Source organism: Taishania pollutisoli (assembly GCF_014518315.1).
Classification (GTDB): Bacteria; Bacteroidota; Bacteroidia; order Flavobacteriales_D; family Crocinitomicaceae; genus Taishania; species Taishania pollutisoli.
The window spans coordinates 332,871-352,858 of record NZ_JACVEL010000004.1 but is presented as its reverse complement, the minus strand read 5'-3'; the positions used below and the strand labels follow the sequence as shown (position 1 = coordinate 352,858).

The 19,988-nt window shown below is 42.3% G+C and carries 17 protein-coding genes; 4 read left to right on the top strand and 13 right to left on the bottom strand.

Annotated elements, in window-relative coordinates:
- Positions 1–3 precede the first annotated feature (3 nt).
- The gene (locus H9Y05_RS08680) at positions 4–1,074 is read left to right on the top strand and encodes a glycosyltransferase family 4 protein (protein ID WP_163489925.1); all 1,071 of its coding nucleotides are present in this window, start codon (positions 4–6) and stop codon (positions 1,072–1,074) included.
- 80 nt (positions 1,075–1,154) lie between these two features.
- Here the strand turns inward: H9Y05_RS08680 and H9Y05_RS08675 are convergent, their stop codons facing one another.
- The 11 genes from H9Y05_RS08675 to metK form a co-directional block, all read right to left on the bottom strand.
- Entirely contained in the window at positions 1,155–1,661 is a 507-nt protein-coding gene (locus H9Y05_RS08675; protein WP_163489924.1) for an OmpH family outer membrane protein, read from the bottom strand.
- Between the two features lie 17 nt (positions 1,662–1,678).
- Positions 1,679–2,191, bottom strand: coding sequence for an OmpH family outer membrane protein (locus H9Y05_RS08670; RefSeq protein ID WP_163489923.1), 513 nt, complete (start codon positions 2,189–2,191; stop codon positions 1,679–1,681).
- A 60-nt stretch (positions 2,192–2,251) separates the two neighbouring features.
- Complete coding sequence (gene bamA / locus H9Y05_RS08665; protein WP_163489922.1) at positions 2,252–4,885, bottom strand: outer membrane protein assembly factor BamA; 2,634 nt, start codon at positions 4,883–4,885, stop codon at positions 2,252–2,254.
- Entirely contained in the window at positions 4,882–5,631 is a 750-nt protein-coding gene (locus tag H9Y05_RS08660) for an isoprenyl transferase (protein ID WP_163489921.1), read from the bottom strand. The genes bamA and H9Y05_RS08660 overlap by 4 nt, the downstream gene beginning before the upstream one ends.
- Before the next feature lie 133 nt (positions 5,632–5,764).
- Positions 5,765–6,055 (bottom strand): F0F1 ATP synthase subunit epsilon, encoded by a 291-nt coding sequence (locus H9Y05_RS08655; RefSeq protein ID WP_216714047.1) that lies wholly within the window; start codon positions 6,053–6,055, stop codon positions 5,765–5,767.
- 24 nt (positions 6,056–6,079) lie between these two features.
- Positions 6,080–7,585, bottom strand: coding sequence for a F0F1 ATP synthase subunit beta (gene atpD, locus H9Y05_RS08650; RefSeq protein WP_163489919.1), 1,506 nt, complete (start codon positions 7,583–7,585; stop codon positions 6,080–6,082).
- A 268-nt stretch (positions 7,586–7,853) separates the two neighbouring features.
- Positions 7,854–9,167, bottom strand: coding sequence for a 30S ribosomal protein S12 methylthiotransferase RimO (rimO, locus tag H9Y05_RS08645; RefSeq protein ID WP_163489918.1), 1,314 nt, complete (start codon positions 9,165–9,167; stop codon positions 7,854–7,856).
- A 3-nt stretch (positions 9,168–9,170) separates the two neighbouring features.
- On the bottom strand, positions 9,171–9,590 hold the full coding sequence (locus H9Y05_RS08640) for a toxin-antitoxin system YwqK family antitoxin (protein WP_216714046.1): 420 nt from the start codon (positions 9,588–9,590) through the stop codon (positions 9,171–9,173).
- Positions 9,591–9,596: 6 nt separating this feature from the next.
- A complete protein-coding gene (locus tag H9Y05_RS08635; RefSeq protein WP_163489916.1) occupies positions 9,597–10,568 on the bottom strand; it encodes a polyprenyl synthetase family protein in 972 nt (323 codons plus the stop codon).
- Positions 10,569–10,626: 58 nt separating this feature from the next.
- Positions 10,627–11,259, bottom strand: a complete 633-nt coding sequence (locus tag H9Y05_RS08630) for a hypothetical protein (protein WP_163489915.1) — start codon at positions 11,257–11,259, stop codon at positions 10,627–10,629.
- 220 nt (positions 11,260–11,479) lie between these two features.
- Complete coding sequence (metK, locus tag H9Y05_RS08625; RefSeq protein ID WP_216714045.1) at positions 11,480–12,736, bottom strand: methionine adenosyltransferase; 1,257 nt, start codon at positions 12,734–12,736, stop codon at positions 11,480–11,482.
- Positions 12,737–12,975: 239 nt separating this feature from the next.
- Between metK and H9Y05_RS08620 the strand changes: the two genes are divergently transcribed.
- Genes H9Y05_RS08620 through H9Y05_RS08610 form a run of 3 tightly spaced genes read left to right on the top strand, consistent with a single transcriptional unit; the run spans position 12,976 to position 15,741 of the window.
- Positions 12,976–13,647, top strand: a complete 672-nt coding sequence (locus H9Y05_RS08620) for a hypothetical protein (RefSeq protein WP_163489913.1) — start codon at positions 12,976–12,978, stop codon at positions 13,645–13,647.
- 53 nt (positions 13,648–13,700) lie between these two features.
- Positions 13,701–14,393, top strand: a complete 693-nt coding sequence (locus tag H9Y05_RS08615; protein WP_216714044.1) for a response regulator transcription factor — start codon at positions 13,701–13,703, stop codon at positions 14,391–14,393.
- Entirely contained in the window at positions 14,377–15,741 is a 1,365-nt protein-coding gene (locus H9Y05_RS08610) for a sensor histidine kinase (RefSeq protein WP_163489911.1), read from the top strand. Before H9Y05_RS08615 ends, H9Y05_RS08610 begins: the two co-directional genes overlap by 17 nt.
- Positions 15,742–15,784: 43 nt before the next feature.
- On the opposite strand, the gene H9Y05_RS08605 is transcribed toward H9Y05_RS08610, so the two are convergent.
- Entirely contained in the window at positions 15,785–18,865 is a 3,081-nt protein-coding gene (locus H9Y05_RS08605; protein WP_163489910.1) for an efflux RND transporter permease subunit, read from the bottom strand.
- A gap of 12 nt (positions 18,866–18,877) precedes the next feature.
- Positions 18,878–19,963, bottom strand: a complete 1,086-nt coding sequence (locus tag H9Y05_RS08600) for an efflux RND transporter periplasmic adaptor subunit (protein WP_163489909.1) — start codon at positions 19,961–19,963, stop codon at positions 18,878–18,880.
- Positions 19,964–19,988 lie beyond the last annotated feature (25 nt).

Sequence of the window (19,988 nt, the reverse complement as noted above, 5' to 3'; positions counted from 1 at the left end):
AAAATGGAAGGATTCGGCTGGTATACCTACGAGGTCACCAAACGCTTGGTGGAACAGTATCCCGAACACGATTTTTATTTTTTCTTTGACCGTCCTTACGACAAGCGATTTATTTTCGGTACAAACGTAACGCCCATCGTTTTAAATCCACCGGCACGCCATCCCGTTTTGTTTTACATTTGGTTTGAATGGTCTGTGAAACGCGCGTTGAAAAAATACAATATAGATTTGTTTTTTTCTCCCGACGGTTATTTATCACTCGGGTCGGATGTGAAGCAAATCGGTGTTATTCACGATTTAAATTTTGAACATCATCCACAGGATTTACCTAAAAATGCCTTGAAGTACCTTCGCCGGTTCTTTCCGAAATTTGCCGATAAAGCGCAACATATTATTACTGTTTCGGAGTATTCAAAACAGGATATTATTGAGACGTACGGGGTTTCACCGGAGAAAGTCACAGCGATCTGGAATGGGGCTTCTGATGCATTCAAACCGTTGCCGGACGAAGAAAAGCAAGCTGTAAAATCCCGCTACACGGATGGACAGGATTATTTTTTATTTGTCGGAGCACTCCACCCGCGAAAAAACCTGATCCGGTTGGTACAAGCCTTTGAGCGGTTTAAACAAACAACGAATTCCACCACACAGCTCTTAATTGTCGGTGAACTGTTGTGGAAGAATGAACAATTCAGGCAAGCCATTTCAACAGACAATCACTCCGAAATAAAATTCACCGGACATCTTTCGCTGGAAGAATTAATCCGCGTAACCGGAGCAGCCAAATTGCTAACCTTCGTACCTTATTTTGAAGGATTCGGCATTCCATTAGTGGAGGCTATGAAGTGCGGAACTCCCATCTTATCCGGAAACCTCACGTCTTTACCTGAAGTTGCCGGGGACGCCGCAGTGTATTGTGATCCGTTTGACGTTGAAGACATCGCATCCAATATGGCCCGGTTAGACAATGATCCGGAGCGGTTAAGCCAATTATCCCGGGCAGGATCAGAACGCGCCAAATTATTCGGATGGGATCACTGTGCTGACGCAGTTGCAAAGGTGCTGGGACTGTAAAAAACAACTCATTACTGAATGGATAGGCAATAAAAAAGGACGGTTTTGCCGTCCTTCCGTATTTTTAATGTTTTCTTTACTTACTTTGCTTCTTTCTCCAGACGCAGTAATTCAACAACAACAATACTTGTAATGTCCATATCCGGAGCAAAGTACAATGTTGATGTTTTGTCAATTACCATTGATAATTTCTGACGCTCAGAGATAATAGCGATTGCTTTTTGGATTCTGTCTAAGATCGGAACGTTCAATTCTTCACCAAATGCTTGTAATTCTTGTTGAATTGACTGCTGACGCTCTTGAACGGCACGTTCTTTATCCATGATTTTTTTCTCAGCCGCCTGACGCAATACCGGAGTCAAATCACCTTGTTTTGCCTGGTAATCAGCATATGCCTTTTCCAAATCGGCTCTCATTGTATTGAACTCATCTGCCAGTTCTTTTTCATGCGCCAGGTATTTTTCCATCGCCGCTTTTCTGGAAGGCATTGTGTCTAACAATTTTTGTGAGTCTACAAATCCGATTTTCACCTGAGCCATCACACCGAAGCTCATCAACATTACTAATCCTGCTAAGATTTTTTTCATTTTTCTTTTTTTAATTTTTAGTCTTTAACATTCAGTTCTCTCAGAACATCGTCACTTATATCCATCTTGCTATCGGCGTATACCAGGTTACTCTGGTTTGCTTTATCGAAGACAAAGATATAATTTCTTTTGGAAGCGACCTGCTGCATCGCATCGTAAACTTTATCCTGGATCGGTTTGATCAATTCCTGTCGTTTCTGAAAGTAATCTCCTCCTACTCCGAATCGTTGCCGTTGCATCTGCATTGCTTCCGACTCCATGGTCTGAATTTCTTCTAATCGTTTTGCTTTTTCCTCGCTTGGTAAAAGCACTTCTTCACGCGCAAAGTTTTCTTTTTTCGTTTTCAACACTTCGTATCGTTCTTCGATTTCTTTCGTCCAACGATCCGCCAGTTTATCCAACTGTTCTTTTGCTTCATTGTACTCGGGAATTTTATTCAGGATAAAATCCGAGTCAATGTACGCATACTTTTGAGCAGAGGCAAATCCTGTGCCAAAGAACAGAAGAAGAATAAATGCTATGTTTTTCATAATTTAATTAGTTTTCTGATGCGAAACGTGCAAATAACGTAATTTATTGTGAATTAATCATTATAACTCACCCAAATTCATACCAATGGTAAACGTCAGCTTGCCAAAATATCCTTTTTGCTGAATGGACGTATCACTGTTTCCATTGTACCCGGAAGCCCACGGACTCAATTTATCAAATCCAAATCCATAGTCAATTCCAAGCATACCAAACATCGGCAGGAAGATACGTACACCAGCTCCGACGGAACGTTTTACATCCAGGGGATTGAAACGTTTGAAGCTCGGGTAACTATTTCCTGCTTCAGCAAATGCCAGTACGAAGAAGGTAGCCGAAGGGTTCAATGAAATCGGGTAACGCAACTCCATGGTATACTTCGTTGCAATCGGGTCTCCCGCAGAAGATGAAAGCATGTTGTCATCGTACCCTCGAAGTGCAATCACTTCACGTCCACCAATCTGGTTCATCCCTGTAATACCACTACCTCCTAAGTAGTAGCGTTCAAACGGGGAAATTCCTTTTGACGAATTATACGCTCCCATGTATCCCATTCCCACACGGGTCTTCAGGACGAGTTTTTGGTCTTTTGATAACGGGAAGTACCATTCCGCTCCAAATTTAATCTTGTAGTACTCCAGGTATTTGAATCGATCCTGTGAACTGATGGACGAATAATCATCGATTCCTTCCCAAGTCGAATACGGCAGTGTGGTTTTTCCCGACAAGGTAATCACACTTCCTGATTGCGGATAGATCGGTGAACTTACAGAGCTACGCTGAATGGTATATTTGAATGAAATGTCATTTGAATACCCTACCGGTAAATCAGGGAACAAAGATCCGTAATTATTCACATCGTAATATTGGTAGGACAATTCAAACGATTCGGAGAAATAATCATCCGGCCATTTTTTACGTCTTCCCATCACAACACCTGCTCCTGTGATGCTGATTCCTTCGTATTTTGCATTGCGTTTCAGGTAACCGTTCCCCAACAGGGTATGTGACATATAAACGGTCAATGAGTTTGGTTTTTTACCTCCCAACCACGGTTCTGTAAAGGAGAAATTGTATGCCTGGAAGTATTTTCCGTTGGTTTGTCCTCTCAACGAAAGGCGCTGACCGTCTCCGGAAGGTAGCGGCGACCATGCCCCACCGGTAAATAATTTTCTAACGGAGAAGTTATTGAATGTCAATCCGAGTGTTCCGATTACCATTGGTCGGTCTGTAACCAGGTTCCGACCTCCGTAACCTCCGGACAATTCAATCTGGTCGGATGATTTTTCTTCTACTACGTATTCAATATCAACGGTTCCTTTTTGCGGATCGGGCATTGGGTTTACCTGGAAGGCTTGTTCGTTGAAGTAACCTAACTGTGCTAATTCCCGCTGGGTACGGATGATATCATTTCGACTAAACAGGTCTCCCGGCCGTGTTCGGATTTCCCGCAAAATTACATGGTCGTTTGTTTTGGTATTCCCGCGAATAAAAATGGTTCCTACACGTGCTTCTTTTCCTTCGCGAATACGAATTTCATAGCTGATGCGGTTGTCTGTAAAATCTGTTTCTACCGGCGTTACATCAAAGAACAAATATCCTCTGTCCATGTACAGGGAAGAAATGTCGCGGCCATCCTGGCTCATTCTCAAGCGCTCTTCCAATAACTGTTTGTTGTATATATCTCCCGGTTTAATTCCCAGGATCGTATCCAGGTATGTCGAACGGAATTTGGTATTCCCGATCCAGGTAATGTCGCCAAAGTAGTATTTTTCACCTTCGTCGATTGTAATATCGATCATCAGGTGCTTGTCGTTGACCATGTAGACCGAATCTTTCACGATTTTAGCATCGCGCAGACCAACGGCATTGAACTTATTCAGCATCGCAATTTTATCCCGGGAGTATGCGGACTCTGTAAATTTGGAACTTTTGAAGATGCGCCAGATTGCCATTTGTTTGGTATCTTTCATGGCTCTGCGCAATTTCCCTGATTTTACCGATTCATTCCCGATAATATTGATTTTCTTGATTTTTACTTTTTTTCCTCTGTCGCACTCAATCAAAAAGACTTCGGAATTCATCATGATTTCATCCGGAATGCGTTTGATGTTGACTTTTGCGGCAGAATATCCTTCTTCCCGGAAGTACCCGATGATTTTTGCTTTTGTTTTGTAAACTAAGTTCTCAGAAATAGTTTTTCCTGTGAATAATTCGATTTGCTCCCTGATTTTATCTGCCTGGCGTTTATTGATTCCCGTAAACCGGTATTTGGATAATTTCGGGCGCGGAGCTACCTGGATAGTCAGGTAAATGACACCTGCAATTTCTTTGTCTGCAAAGATCTGAACATCGGAGAACAATCCTTCTTTCCACAAATTGCTGATTGCGTCGGAAATCTGTTGTCCGGGAATGGTGATTTTCTGCCCTTGTCGCAAGCCCGCCACCAAACGAATCGCATTCGGGTCATATCCCTCTGCTCCTTCAATGTTAATCGGTCCGATGGTATATTCCACAGGATTGGCATAATCGAGTTCAATTCCTCCGCCAATACTGATCTGGCTGTTTGGCTTTGTTGCTTCCGGAAGGGATAAGGTATCTTCTTCCGCCACGATTTTCAGTGAGTCTTCCTGCGCCCTTACAACAGAAGTTGTTGCCAGCAACACCAGGAAGAAAAGCCATTGAGTTAATTTCATATATTACTATTTAATTGTTCAGATACCAATCCAAAACGTCTTTCCCGGTTCTGGTAATCGTATACTGCTTCGTACAAATGTTCTTTTTTAAAGTCGGGCCAGAGAATTTCGGTAAAATAGAATTCTGTATAGGCACTTTGCCACAACAAGAAGTTGCTGATACGGCATTCTCCCGACGTTCGGATCAACAGTTCCGGATCCGGAATTCCTGCTGTTGTCAGATAGGAATCAAATAATTCACTGGTAATTTCTTGTTCAGCGATTTTTCCGGCTGCAAAATCGGCTGCAATTTTCTTCGCTGCATTCACAATTTCCCACTTGGAGGAATAGTTCAATGCAAGCACTAATGTAATTTCTGTATTCTCTTTGGTATGTTCTATCGCCGCCATCAATTCGCTCTGGCAATTCACCGGAAGTCCTTCCACATCTCCGATGCTCTGAAGGCGCACACCTGAATCGTGGAGTTCCTGTACTTCACCGGCAATGGTGCGTACCAGCAAATCCATCAACCCCTCCACTTCTTCTTTGGGGCGGTTCCAGTTTTCGGTAGAAAAGGCATAAAGCGTCAGGTATTTGATTCCTAATTCTTTTGCTCCCTTGAGCACTTCACGAACAGACTCTACGCCTACGTTGTGGCCAAACAGGCGCATTTCACCCTGTTTTTTTGCCCAACGACCGTTCCCATCCATAATAATTGCGATGTGCTTTGGCGTTTTCGATAAGTCTATTTTAGTACGATCAATCATTCTGAGTCTACGAAACGACGAAATTAATGAAACTATTGTGTAACTGAAAACTTTCCTTGAGAAAGCTTAACATACCTTAACAAAAAAGAGGGATTGGTCTCCCGAATCCCTCTCTTTCAAGTTATTTTAAATTTTATTCGGCAAGTACGATCAATTTATTGTTGGTCAACTCTGCAACGCCACCTTTAATAGTGACCCGAATAATCTTTGCATCTTTTGCATCTTTTTCAATCAAATCGCTTGTTTTTTCAGTGATTTCAAAAGCGGTCGCCAAGTCTATCTTCACTGTTCCTTCTTTCAAAGCGGAAATGATAGGAGCGTGTCCGTTCAAAACCTGAAACAAGCCATCTAATCCCGGTAATTGTACTGCTTCTGCTTCTCCTGCAAAAACTTTTACTTCCGGTGTTATGATTTCCAACTGCATTTCTGTGCGTTTGATTGTTTAATATTAATGTGATTCAGCCAACATTTTTTCTCCGGCTTCGATCACATCCTGAATTCCTCCTTTCAAGTTGAAAGCTGCTTCCGGATATTTATCGTATTTACCGTCTAAGATGTCGTTGAACGCTTTGATTGTATCCTGGATATCAACCAACACTCCAGGGATACCTGTAAACTGCTCTGCTACGTGGAACGGCTGAGAAAGGTAACGTTGTACGCGACGTGCTCTGTGTACAATCAATTTATCTTCTTCAGACAATTCATCCATACCAAGAATCGCGATGATGTCTTGCAATTCTTTGTATCGCTGCAATGTGATTTTTACGCGTTGTGCACAGTTGTAGTGCTCTTCACCAACGATTTCCGGAGTCAGGATACGGGAAGTTGAATCCAATGGATCCACTGCCGGGTAAATCCCCAACTCAGAAATTTTACGAGACAATACCGTTGTAGCATCCAAGTGAGCAAATGTATTTGCCGGAGCCGGGTCTGTCAAGTCATCCGCAGGTACGTAAACCGCCTGTACGGAAGTAATGGAACCGTTTTTCGTTGAAGTAATACGCTCCTGCATTGCCCCCATTTCTGTTGCCAATGTCGGTTGGTATCCTACTGCTGAAGGCATACGTCCCAATAACGCAGACACCTCAGAACCAGCTTGTGTAAATCGGAAGATGTTGTCAACGAAGAACAGGATATCACGTCCTTGTCCGTCTCCTTCACCATCACGGTAATATTCTGCCAATGTCAATCCGGACAATGCCACACGTGCACGTGCTCCGGGAGGCTCATTCATCTGACCGAATACGAATGTCGCTTTGGATTCTTTCAATTCGTTGAAGTCAACTTTTGAAAGGTCCCATCCACCTTCTTCCATCGAATGCATGAACGCATCACCATATTTAATAATTCCTGATTCCAACATCTCGCGCAGCAAGTCGTTTCCTTCACGTGTACGCTCACCTACTCCTGCAAACACAGATAAACCTCCGTGTCCTTTCGCGATGTTGTTGATCAATTCCTGGATCAATACTGTCTTCCCTACACCGGCACCACCGAACAAACCGATTTTACCACCTTTTGCGTAAGGCTCAATTAAGTCAATTACTTTAATCCCTGTAAAAAGCACTTCCGTTGCTGTAGAAAGGTCTTCAAATCTAGGAGCTTCACGGTGAATCGGAAGCCCACCTGCATTGCTTACGTTTGCGATACCATCGATTGCATCTCCAACTACGTTGAATACACGACCTTTGATTGCTTCACCTGTAGGCATTTTGATTGCATCACCTGTATTCACTACTTCCATACCTCTGGTAAATCCGTCTGTGGAGTCCATTGAAATGGCTCTTACTGAGCTTTCACCAACGTGAGATTGAACTTCAAGAATAACTTTTGTTCCGTCATGTTTACGAACTTCAAGTGCATCATAGATTTTTGGAAGCTCTACCCCTTTGTCGAAGCTTACGTCAACCACGGGACCGATTACCTGTGCTATTTTACCTTTAATTGCTGACATTGATTGCCTGTTTTAATGTAAATTCCTCTTATTTTGGGCGCAAAGATATGCAATTATTTATAAAAACTACCCGATTTTTTGCATTATTTTATCAACGATTCAAAAACCTCTTTCGGCAAGGATTGTTAACAGTGAGGATTCTAAAAATCAACGAAATTTGATGCGGGAAAAAATACCTGTAAATACAATCCTGCACACTTCGTTCTTACTGCATAAACGAACAAAAAAGGAACTGTAAATTCCGAAATTATAAACCGAAATCAATCTCTTATCCGATCACCTTGCCGTATAAATCGTAATGGTCTGCGCTGGTAATTTCCACCAGTGCAAAATCACCGATGCGCACATAGTCTTCTGATTTTTTTACCAACACCTCGTTGTCCACCTCCGGTGAATCAAATTCTGTACGCCCGATGAAATAATCTCCTTCAACTCTGTCGAACAATACTTTATAGATCTTCCCGACTTTCTGCTGGTTCAGTTCGTAACTGATCCCGGACTGCAATTCCATAATGGCATCTGCACGACGGCGCTTTTCTTCTTCCGGCACATCATCTTCGAAGTTGTATGCGTGTGTATTTTCTTCGTGTGAATAGGTGAAGATCCCCAACCGGTCAAAACGTGATGACTCCACAAAGTCGTACATTTCCTGGAAATCTGCTTCTGTTTCTCCCGGATAGCCGGCAATTAACGTAGTACGGATGGTGATTCCCGGAACTTTCTCCCGGATTTGTGCCACCAGTTCTTCTGTTTTTTCACGTGTCGTACCTCTTCGCATCGCTTTCAGAATATTGGTCGATCCGTGTTGCAGTGGCATATCGAGGTATTTACAGATGTTGTCGTATTTGTTCATGACGTCCAGCACATCCATCGGAAATCCTGCCGGGAATGCATAATGTAAACGAATCCATTCGATTCCTTCCACCTGCGCCAATTGCTCCAGCAATTCCGCCAGTGCACGTTTCTTATATAAATCCAACCCGTAATAGGTTAAATCTTGTGCAATCAACATCAATTCCTTAACACCTTTCGCTGCCAGGTCTTTTGCTTGTTTTACCAATTCTTCAATCGGGGTGGAAACATTTTTTCCCCGCATCAACGGGATGGCACAGAATGAACACGGGCGGTCACATCCTTCGGCAATTTTGAAATACGCATAATGATTGGGGGTCGTCAGCAAGCGTTCTCCCACCAATTCATGTTTGTAATCCGCTTTCAATGTTTTTAGCAAACGTGGTAATTCACGTGTACCGAAAAAGGCATCCACTTCCGGAATTTCCACTTCCAGTTCATCGCGGTATCGCTCGGAAAGACATCCGGTGACGTATACCTTGTCGACCATTCCATCTGCTTTTGCCTCAGCATAGCGGATAATGGTATCGATTGACTCTTGTTTTGCCGCATCAATGAAACCACAGGTGTTGATGATTACAATTTCTGCATCATCGTTCATTGATTCGTGTTCCACATCAAATTTATTGGCACGCAACTGCGCCATCATCACTTCCGAATCAAAAATATTTTTGGAACAGCCAAGCGTCACTACGTTGACTTTATTTTTCCTAAGGGTTTTTGTTTTCATTGATTATTTAAATTCAGGTGTTCCATAATCTTTCGTATGGCTTTTTTTACCTGTTTCTGTGTCATAAAAATCCCAGATCCCGATCATTTTATCGTTGCGGTACTCTCCGCTGTAATAAATGGAACCATTGGCATGGTATACAACGGAAAATCCGTCTTTTACTCCGTGTTTGTACTCCAGTACCGATTGTTTTCTTCCATCCGGAAAGTAATGTGTCCAAACACCGTGTTTTTTCCCGGACTCATCATACATTCCTTCGGTTTTAAGTTGATCATTACTCCCGTAAAAAGCACGGTAATTTCCTCCTTCGACTTTCTCATAATCTTCCGTCACCTTTTCAGGTGTCTTGTTGTCAACATCACCCTCATTGCTTTTGCAGGCAACAAATGTGATCAATGAAAGAAAAAAAATGACTTGTTTCATGTGTATTTATTTTGTTCTTAAAGTTGTATATTCGACCAATCCGATCAATGCTTGTTTTGGTGCAGAATCGGGAATGGTTGTGAGGAGCTGCAATGCCTTTTCCTTTATTTCCATCATTCGTTTATGCGCATAGTCAATTCCTCCCGCCTGAATCACAATATCAATGGCTCTGCGAATGTGTTTGGAGCTGTCATTATGGTTGCGGACAATATTCAACAGTTCCCGCTTTGTTTCTTTATCTGTCGTACTCAATGCATAAATGATCGGCAGTGTCATTTTTTGCTCCCGGATATCGTTTCCTGTCGGTTTTCCGATGTTGTCAGGTGTTCCGTAATCAAAAATATCGTCTTTGATCTGGAATGCCAACCCGACTAATTCTCCGAATTCCCGCATCAGTAATGCCATGTCTTGTCGCTCAACGGAAACTGCGCCCACTTCGCAACAGGTAGAAATCAGTGAGGCTGTTTTTTTGCGGATTACTTCAAAGTAGACTTCTTCTGTAATATCCAAACTACGCGCTTTTTCTATTTGCAACAATTCTCCTTCGCTCATTTCGCGTACAGCACGCGCCACAATCTCCAGTAATTCGACATTCTTACGTTCAATGGACAATAATAACACCCGCGAGAGCATAAAATCACCAACTAAAACTGCGATTTTATTCCGCCACAATGCATTTGCGGAAAAGAATCCTCTCCGCTCACTTGCATCATCCACTACATCATCGTGAACGAGGGACGCCGTGTGCAATAACTCGACCAATGAGGCTGCATCATATGTGTTATCATTTACTTTTCCCAACATTTTTGCTGTCAGAAAAATAAACAACGGACGCATTTGCTTTCCCTTTCGTTTGACAATAAACTGCGTTACTCTGTTCAACAGCTTCACGTTGGACTTCATGCTATCGGGAAAACGAACTTCAAATTCTTTGATTTCCTCCTGCACGGGCAACATTATCTCATTTACTGTCATCATCGGGTACAAAGATAGTAAATTATGAGTGTTGAGTTATGAATATTCACTATTTAAACGTCTATTCCTCCTCTCCTCCTGTCACTAAATCGACAAAATCAGACATGGATATTTTCTGATAGTCGGAAGGAATTCCGAATAAGTCCCTTGAAACCTGTTGCGGAGTACACTCTATTAATTGGTGATGGTACACACCGTCTGTGGACACGACGTAATAATCGGTCAGCAATCCCGGGAAATCTTCAAAACCAGGAAGGTATTTGGCAGCAATTTTTTTGTGGTAATAAAATTCCAGCTGTTCTTTTATGGAGGGGTTTTCAACGATCAGTTTTTTAGAGTCTAACCCCTGTACTGTTTTTTTCCCTTTTGCTTTTTTATAGGTGTACTTTTTTTCTCCCTCTTCTTCTTTTTCAGGAATCTGAATGGCGTATTTTCCCATGGGTGATTCAATCAACAGGTATGCTTTCTTTTTCGCCATGTGCTGAATCAATACCTGGGAACCCAGTGCATCTGTTCGTGTTTCTACCCGCAGAATTGTATCATTGGTATAAATTGTCATGGTGGACGGGGGAAACATGTTCTGCAACGAGGTGTCTGCTATCTCGACACGGTACGCCAGTTTTCCCGTAAACGCTTTCTGGGCGAACAGCATTCCGGACGAGACAAGAAAAATACATACTGCGATGAATTTCATATGATGACTGAGTTTTATTCTCTACTTAACGGGAATATGTGTAAAAACGTTACAAAATCGTGCCGTTTTTTGGATGATAAATATTGAATGATGAGTTTTGAATCATGAATCATCAATGATTCAATTATCAATGTTTTGATTATTAGTGAGTGCGTAGTGGGGTGCAATAAAAAATCCCGCTTCGGTGTGAAACGGGATTCATGGTATTGAATGGTTTTTATTACAATCCGAAAGCAGCTTTTACTTTGTCTGCGTAGTCCAGTTTTTCCCACGTAAACAATTCTACTTCTTTTTCAATTGCAGTTCCGTCCGGACCAACAAATGTTTTCTTCACCACTTCATTCTTACGTCCCATGTGCCCGTAAGCAGCTGTTTCAGAATAAATCGGGTTTCTCAATTTCAATCGTTGTTCGATAAAGTAAGGACGCATGTCGAAGATTTCTCCTAATTTCTTAGCAATTTCTCCGTCTGTCATGTTTACTTTAGATGTTCCGTATGTTTCCACAAACAATCCACATGGTTCAGCTACACCAATCGCGTAAGAAACCTGTACCAGCATCTCATCTGCCAATCCTGCAGCAACTGCATTTTTCGCAATGTGACGTGTAGCATATGCTGCTGAACGGTCTACTTTGGAAGGATCTTTTCCTGAGAATGCACCACCTCCGTGCGCTCCTTTCCCTCCGTATGTATCAACGATGATTTTTCTTCCTGTCAAACCAGTATCTCCGTGAGGACCTCCGATTACGAAAATTCCTGTCGGGTTGATGTGGTAAGTAATATTATCTGTAAACAAACGTTGAATCTCCGGACGCAATTTCGCTTTCACACGAGGAATTACGATCGTGATGATATCGTTTTTGATTTTTGCCAGCATTTCCTGCTCTCCTGCAAAGTCATCGTGTTGTGTGGAAACCACAATTGTATCGATGCGTTGCGGAACATTGTCATCTGAATACTCAATTGTTACCTGAGATTTTGCATCCGGGCGCAAATAACCGATCAATTCTGGTTCATTTCTGCGGATGTGTGACAATTCCTGCAAAATTTTGTGCGCGATATCCAGTGCCAACGGCATGTAGTTATCTGTTTCTTTTGTTGCATACCCGAACATCATTCCCTGGTCGCCTGCCCCCTGATCTTCCGGGTTGGCACGTTCTACTCCCTGATTGATATCAGCAGATTGCTCATGAATAGCGGAAAGAATACCACATGAGTTGGCATCAAACATATATTCTGAACGGGTGTATCCGATCTTTTTAATTGTCTCGCGTGCAATTGACTGAACATCCAGGTATGTTTTTGTTTTCACCTCTCCGGCCAAAACAACCTGCCCTGTTGTGACCAATGTTTCACATGCAACTTTTGATGTCGGATCAAAAGCCATGAAATGGTCTATTAATGCGTCAGATATTTGATCCGCAACTTTATCAGGATGCCCTTCAGAAACGGATTCAGATGTAAACAAATATGACATTTTTATCGTGTTTTAAAATAATTGACTGCAAAAGTAGAAAAAAAATAAGAATTACGAATGATCGGATGTTAATTATGAGTTATTAATTACCGGGGTAGTCACACCCGATGCAGCTGGCATATAAACAGCGGTCTGTCAGCAGCATAAAAACACTTTGACAGACGTGCCATCATTTTAAAAAAGCAAGTGCAGGAAAAGTGGTTTAATTTTTGATTCAAAAAATGCTATACATTTGTCACATGAAAAAATGGTTGATTTTAAGTTTATCTTTTTGCACATTTATCCTTACCGGTTGTATTGAAATCATTGATGATCTTAGCCTGAATTCAGATGGTTCGGGATCCTTTAAATATTCAATAAATCTTTCTTCGAGCAAAGTAAAAATCAATTCAATTCTGGCACTGGATTCCCTGGATGGCAGGCCTGTTCCTTCCAAAGATGAAATCAAACAAAAAATCAGTGACTTCAAGAGTAAACTGGCCCAGCAAGAAGGAATAAAAAACATTCTGATTGAAGAAGATTTTACCAACTACATTTTTAAACTGAGTTGTGATTTTGATAATGTGACACTCCTTCAGGAAGGTATCAAAAAGACCATTAACGGGATCACAAAGCACCAGAAAAATGAGATGGATGAATACCAATGGATCAGCTGGACCAACAACACGCTTTCCCGTTCCATTCCTAAAATAGCCGTTGATCAGGCCAACAAACTAAAAGCCGATGACATGGAGCTGCTCAAACAAGGAACCTATACCTGCATTACGCGGTTTGACCGGGAAATTGAAAAGTTTGACAATGAATCGGCAATTCTGGCTAAAAATAAGCAGGCTGTGATGTTACGTCTCAACACACATGCACTGATCAAGAATGTAGACCTGATGGGAAATAAAATCTACCTGATGGATTGATACATCTGTTTTCCGGACGGATCTGTTCTCTGTAAATTTATTATCTTTGATACATGAAGGTTCTGATCATCGAAGACGATGCGATTTTAGCACACAACATTAACGAAGCACTCACATCCGAAGGATTTGTTACTGAAAATGTCTACGATGGTACGCTGGCTCATAAACTACTGATCAAGGAAGCGTATGATTGCATCATTATGGATGTGAATCTTCCCGGAACAACAGGATTTGACCTCTGCAAACAGTTCCGCAGTTACAATAATCATACCCCCGTGATTCTGTTGACGGCTTTCGGGGAACTGGAAGACAAGGTCAAAGGATTTGATAACGGAGCAGACGACTACCTGACCAAACCGTTTTACATGCGGGAGTTGATTCTGCGCATTAACTCGCTGATCAAGCGGAGTGAACACAAATCATCGGGCGGAAATGACCATTTGATATTGAATGACATCAGCATCAACCTGGCTCAAAAGAAAGTGGAACGGAGAGGAACGGAAATCACGCTCACACCACGGGAATTTCAAATTCTTGTGAAACTCTGCAAAAACCGGGGTGATGTCGTTTCTAAAAGCGATTTGATCCGGGAAATATGGGGCGCATCTGTCGATGCCAATACAAATACCATTGAAGTATACATTAACTTCCTGAGAAATAAAATTGATAAACCGTTCGGGGAAAATTCCATTAAAACGAAAGTAGGATTCGGCTACTACATTGATCCGCATGAAGATCAGAAATAAAATATTGTTCTACTTTTCCAGTGCTATTATTGTGCTGACAGCAATCACGCTGACCATCATTTATATTTTATTCTCCGAGCACCGGGAAGAAGAATTTCAACAACTGCAAAATGAAAAAATCAGGCAGACAATTGACCTGATCAAGGAATTTAAACAGATGAGCCTGGAAATCTCCGAAGCCATCGACCGACAGACGATTCACGATTTTTACGATGAAAAGATGCTGATCTTTGACCGGAATAAAAAACTGATTTTTTCCAGCCTGGATAATTTGTCCATTGCACGCGCCAATGAAATCCTCAATCAATTGTCCCCTTCCAAACGCTGGATTGAAACAAAAGACGGGGACTACGACCTCATCGGGGTATATATTGAAACAAAAAAAGAAAGTTATTACGCGGTCAGTAAAGCCTATGATGCATTTGGTTATTCCAAGAAAAACTTCTTAGGAAAAGTCCTGATCGGCATCCTGGTTGCGACCACTATTATTGTCGTTTTACTATCGCTTTACCTGTCCAACCTCATCGCCAAGCCGATTGCCAATCTGTCGGAGCAATTGAATCACTACGATCCGAACAAGGAAGTCAATGAAACAATTGCACTTACCACAACAACGTATGAATTGCAAAATCTCGTGGATCGTTTCAATGCATTGCTGAAGCGTACCAATGACGCCTTTACTTATCAGAAACACACTATTAACCATGTATCTCATGAATTGAAAACACCGTTGGCAATTCTCGTTTCCGAACTGGAAAAAATTCACAGTTCCGATGATATAGACACGATAAAAGAAGGCGTTCATGATCAGATCATCCGTTCAAAATCATTGGGAGGGATTATCAACGCACTATTGGAAATTGCAAAAATAGAATCGGGTCAGGAAGTCAGTAAACAGGCACTGCGCGTAGATGAATTACTGTTCGATGTGGTGGAACATATCAATGTATTGTATCCTGATTTCCACTTTGAAATTAATTTTTTCCCGGTTTACTTCGATGAAACAAAGCTACAGATCGACGCCAATGAAGACCTGCTTCGTCACGCATTTCAAAACCTGTTGCTGAATTGCATTGCTTATTCAGACAATGAGCGTGCAGAAATAAAAATCGATTGTTCTTACACCGACCGGTTGAAGATCAGCATTTCCAATTCCGGAAAGACCATTGATCCGGAAGATGAACAGTACTTATTTACCCGGTTTTTCAGGGGGAAAAACAGCAACAATAAAGCTGGTTTCGGATTGGGATTGGTTTTAACCCGCAAAATTGTCGACCTGCACAAAGGAGATATCCATTACCGGGGAAACAACAATATAAATATTTTTGAAATTGTGTGGAAAATGTAGCGGCATATCGGAGTTTCAACATGCCGCTACGTTTTCTTTTCCCTTATTTTTTTCGATACGCCCAGTGAAATACCTGAGGAAGTACCGTTAGTGCCAATACCATACAGATCAATAATCCTCCCACGATCATAATGGCCAGCGGTTTCTGAATTTCAGACCCCATTCCCGTGGACAATGCAGCAGGTAATAATCCCAATGATCCCATGAGCGCAATCATGACAATCGGTCGGATCCGGCTGTGTACTCCGTTGGAAATCGCTTCTTTCAAACTCATTTTCCGCAAATTTTCTTTCATTACTGCGATTAATATGATGCTGTTGATGGTATTTACGCCGAAGAGAATAATGAATCCGATTCCTGCTGAGATTCCAAAAACAGTTCCCGTTACCCAGAGGGAGATAAATCCTCCGATGAATGCAAACGGAATCGTACTTGCAGCAATCAGGGTGTCTTTGATTGTTCCGAAATTGAAATACAACAGGAATAAGATCAATACCAACACTGCCGGGACAATGACCGCCAACTGTTTTGTCGCGCGTTCCTTGCTTTCAAATTCTCCCGCCCAGACCACTTTGTTCTTTTCCGGAATGTGTACTTCCCGCGCGACTTTTTCTTTTGCTTCGGCAATTACACTCCCCAGGTCACGACCTTCGATACTGAATCCGACAGCAATGTAACGACTACTTCCCTCGCGGTAAATGAACGTCGGACCGGTAATGTAACTGATTGTAGAAATTTCTTTCAGTGGAATTTTCTTCCCGTCTTCAGCGGGGATCAAAATATCACCGATTTTTTCTTCGTCGTCCCGGTATTCTTTCTGGAAACGCAGACGAACATCAAACATCCGGTCATCCTCATAGAATTTTGTCGCCGCACTACCTCCGATGGCCATCTCGATTACCGCCTGTGCATCCGCCACATCAATTGCATAGCGTGCCATTTTGTGATCGTGCAGTTGGATTCTTAATTCCGGCAATCCGATATTCCGGTACACATTCAGGTCTTCAATTCCCTCTACACCTTTCAAACTGGCTGCCACCTGGTCGGCATATTCTTCCAGTTCGAAGAGATTTTCTCCGAAAATTTTAACAACCAGTGAACTTTTTACTCCTGCAACATATTCCTCCACATTGTCCTGGATCGGTTGGCTGAATCCGAATACAACCCCCGGGTACGTTTGCAGTTTTCCCCGCATTTCTTCGATCAGTTGTTCCTTATTCACATGTCGTTTCCATTCTTTCTCCGGGTACAACTGAATGTGAAACTCCACGTTGAAGAATCCTGTCGGATCGGTTCCGTCATTCGGTCGCCCGACCTGGTTCAGTACAAATTTCACTTCTTTGAAATCGCGGATTTTGGATTTCATCTCTTCCGCCAGGCGGGTAGATTCCTGAATATTGATGCTGTTTGGCAATGTTGCCCGTACATACAATGCTCCTTCATTGAGTTTCGGGATAAATTCCGATCCGTAGAACAGGAAACTCGTTGTACAAATCACGATCAAGCCGACAAAGGCTGCAATGGTTGCCTTTTTAAAGCGATTGCTCAGCAAAAACAGCTTAAACAATGTATTTTTAAAGAAGCGGGAAATGATGTTTTCTTTCTCTTTAATGTTCTTCTTCAGAATGAGCTTACACATTGCCGGAACATACGTAATACTGAGAATCAGGGAACCGATCAATGCATATCCCAATGTAAATGCCAGTGGGGAGAACATTTTCCCTTCCACTTTCTGAAAAGAGAAAATCGGAATCAATGCAACAATCAGGATAATCTGTGCAAATACAATGTACGTTGCAACACTTCCTGCACTCTTTTTGATCAACCCGGATTTCCCGATCCGGTTGAATTTTTCCATTCCCAGGTGATGGGCTTTTTTCTCCATGGCGACGAAGACCGTTTCCACGATGACGAGCGTTCCTTCGAGGAGCAATCCAAAATCAATCGCACCGAGAGAAATCAGATTGGCCGGCAATCCCTGGATGCGCAGCATCAGCAATGCAAACAAAAATGACAACGGAATTACGGTTGCAACAATCAATGTAGAACGCCAGTCGAACAAGAAAATAAACACCACCAATGACACAAAGAAAATTCCCTCTACCAGGTTTTTGGTAACTGTTCCAACTGTTGCATCTACCAATTCCGTCCGGTCGATGAATGGTTCAATTTTTACATCATTCGGCAGCATACTTTCGTTCAGCTCCGCGATTTTTTCCTTTAAACGGGGGATCACATCTCCGGGGTTTTCCCCCCGCAACATCATCACAATTCCTTGTACCAGGTCGGTATCGTTCTGAAATCCGACTTGTCCCAATCGCGGTTTGGCACCGATTTGTACTTCCGCCACGTGTTTCACCAGGATCGGTGTCCCTCCCTTGACTTCAATAAGAATGTTTTCAATGTCTTCCACCCTGTCGAGCAAACCGACACCGCGTACAACATACGCCTGGCTTCCTTTTTCAATTACATCTCCCCCGACGTTGATGTTACTTTTTGAAACGGCTTCAAATACTTCCAACGGAGAAAGGTCATAATTCGCCAATTCCGTCGGGTTGATTTTTATCTCATAGATTTTTTCCTCTCCTCCGAAACTCACAACATCTGCCACTCCGGGAACGGCAACCAGTTCCCGTTCGATGACCCAATCGTGGATCGCTGTCAACTCTTTGATCGGACGATCGCTTTTGATGACATACCGGAAAATTTCTCCTGTTGCACCGTAAGGCGGTTCGATTTCCGCATCAGCACCATGTGGCAGATCCACTCCCTGCAAGCGATTTGAAGCATATTGCTGGGCATAAAAGTCTTCCACATCATCGTCGAAAATGACCGTCACAACGGACAATCCGAATAGCGAAATGGAACGTACCTGTGCTTTTTTCGGAATGGTATTCATTTTCTTCATGATGGGAAGTGTTACAAATTTCTCCACCTCTTCGGCACTTCTTCCCGGCCATTGTGTAATAATCCGTGCACGCGTGTTCGTTACATCCGGAAACGCTTCAATAGGTGTGTGAATATAACTCACAACACCTGCTACAATGAGCAGCGCTGTAAGGAAAAAAACGATGATTGAATTCTTTAGTGAAAAAGAAACAATTGATTGAATGAATTTTTGCATAACTGTTGGCTTCTATCTGATTGCTCCGAATACTAATAATTGATTTTTCGAGATCACCGATTCCTTGTCTTCCAATCCTTCGGAAATAAATGTTCTGTGTGTGTTCTGTGCCAGAATCGTTACTTTTCTGACCTCGATGTTGCAATCATCTTTGTACACCAATACATAATTCTGATTGTCTGAAAAGATCAGTGCCGCTGTTGGAATGCTCACTGCTTTGGTCTGTGATTCCTTCAGCGCATGAATATCCACCAGCATTCCGGGTTTTAACTTCAGATCCTTATTGTCAAGGACAATGCGCGCTTTGAGTACTTTTGCTTCTTCATCCAACACACTTGAAATAACGGATATCTTTCCTTCGAACACTTCATCTGCATATGAAAGTGTTGTCATGGTCACTTTCATTCCCGGTTGAATGTTTTGTACATTCCCTGCATATACATTGGCCATGATCCAGACATCATTCAGGTCTGAAATGGTAAACAGAGTCGCACCATCTGAAGTAACAGACATTCCCGGTGTCACATCTTTCGCAGTGATAATCCCCGACGCTGCTGCTTTGATCTGGAATACTCCTTTTTCAGGACTTGCCTGATAGAGGGATAAATCACTGCTGATTTTTAGTTCATTTGCCTTCAACACACTTAATTCACTTTGTGCAGCAAAAAAGTCTTTTTCAGAAGCGATTCCTTCTTCAAACATGGATTTAACAGACTGCAGGTTTCGTTCAGCAACTCTGATCTGTGATTTCAGGCTACTCCATTCCGCCTGCAGCGCGCTTAATTCAGCACTTCTCAACTCTACAAGCACCTGTCCTTTCCTGACATTGTCTCCCAGTGAAAAATGCGTATTGACAACTACCCCGCTTACCAGACTGACAAAGCTTACAACTTTATCCGGATTGGCCTCCACACTTCCTGTCAGGTGGATGGTTTCTGATACCAGGTCTTCAGAAGCTGCTGTAAATGCTATTTTTTTGCGAAATGTTTCATCCAGGCAAAACTTTTCTTCCGTACCTCTTCCGTTTTCCGGGGATTCACTTCCACAAGAAGCCAGTGCTCCGAGTGATAATATGCTATATACTATGTACTTATTCATTGTCTTTCTATTCAATCTGTTTTTA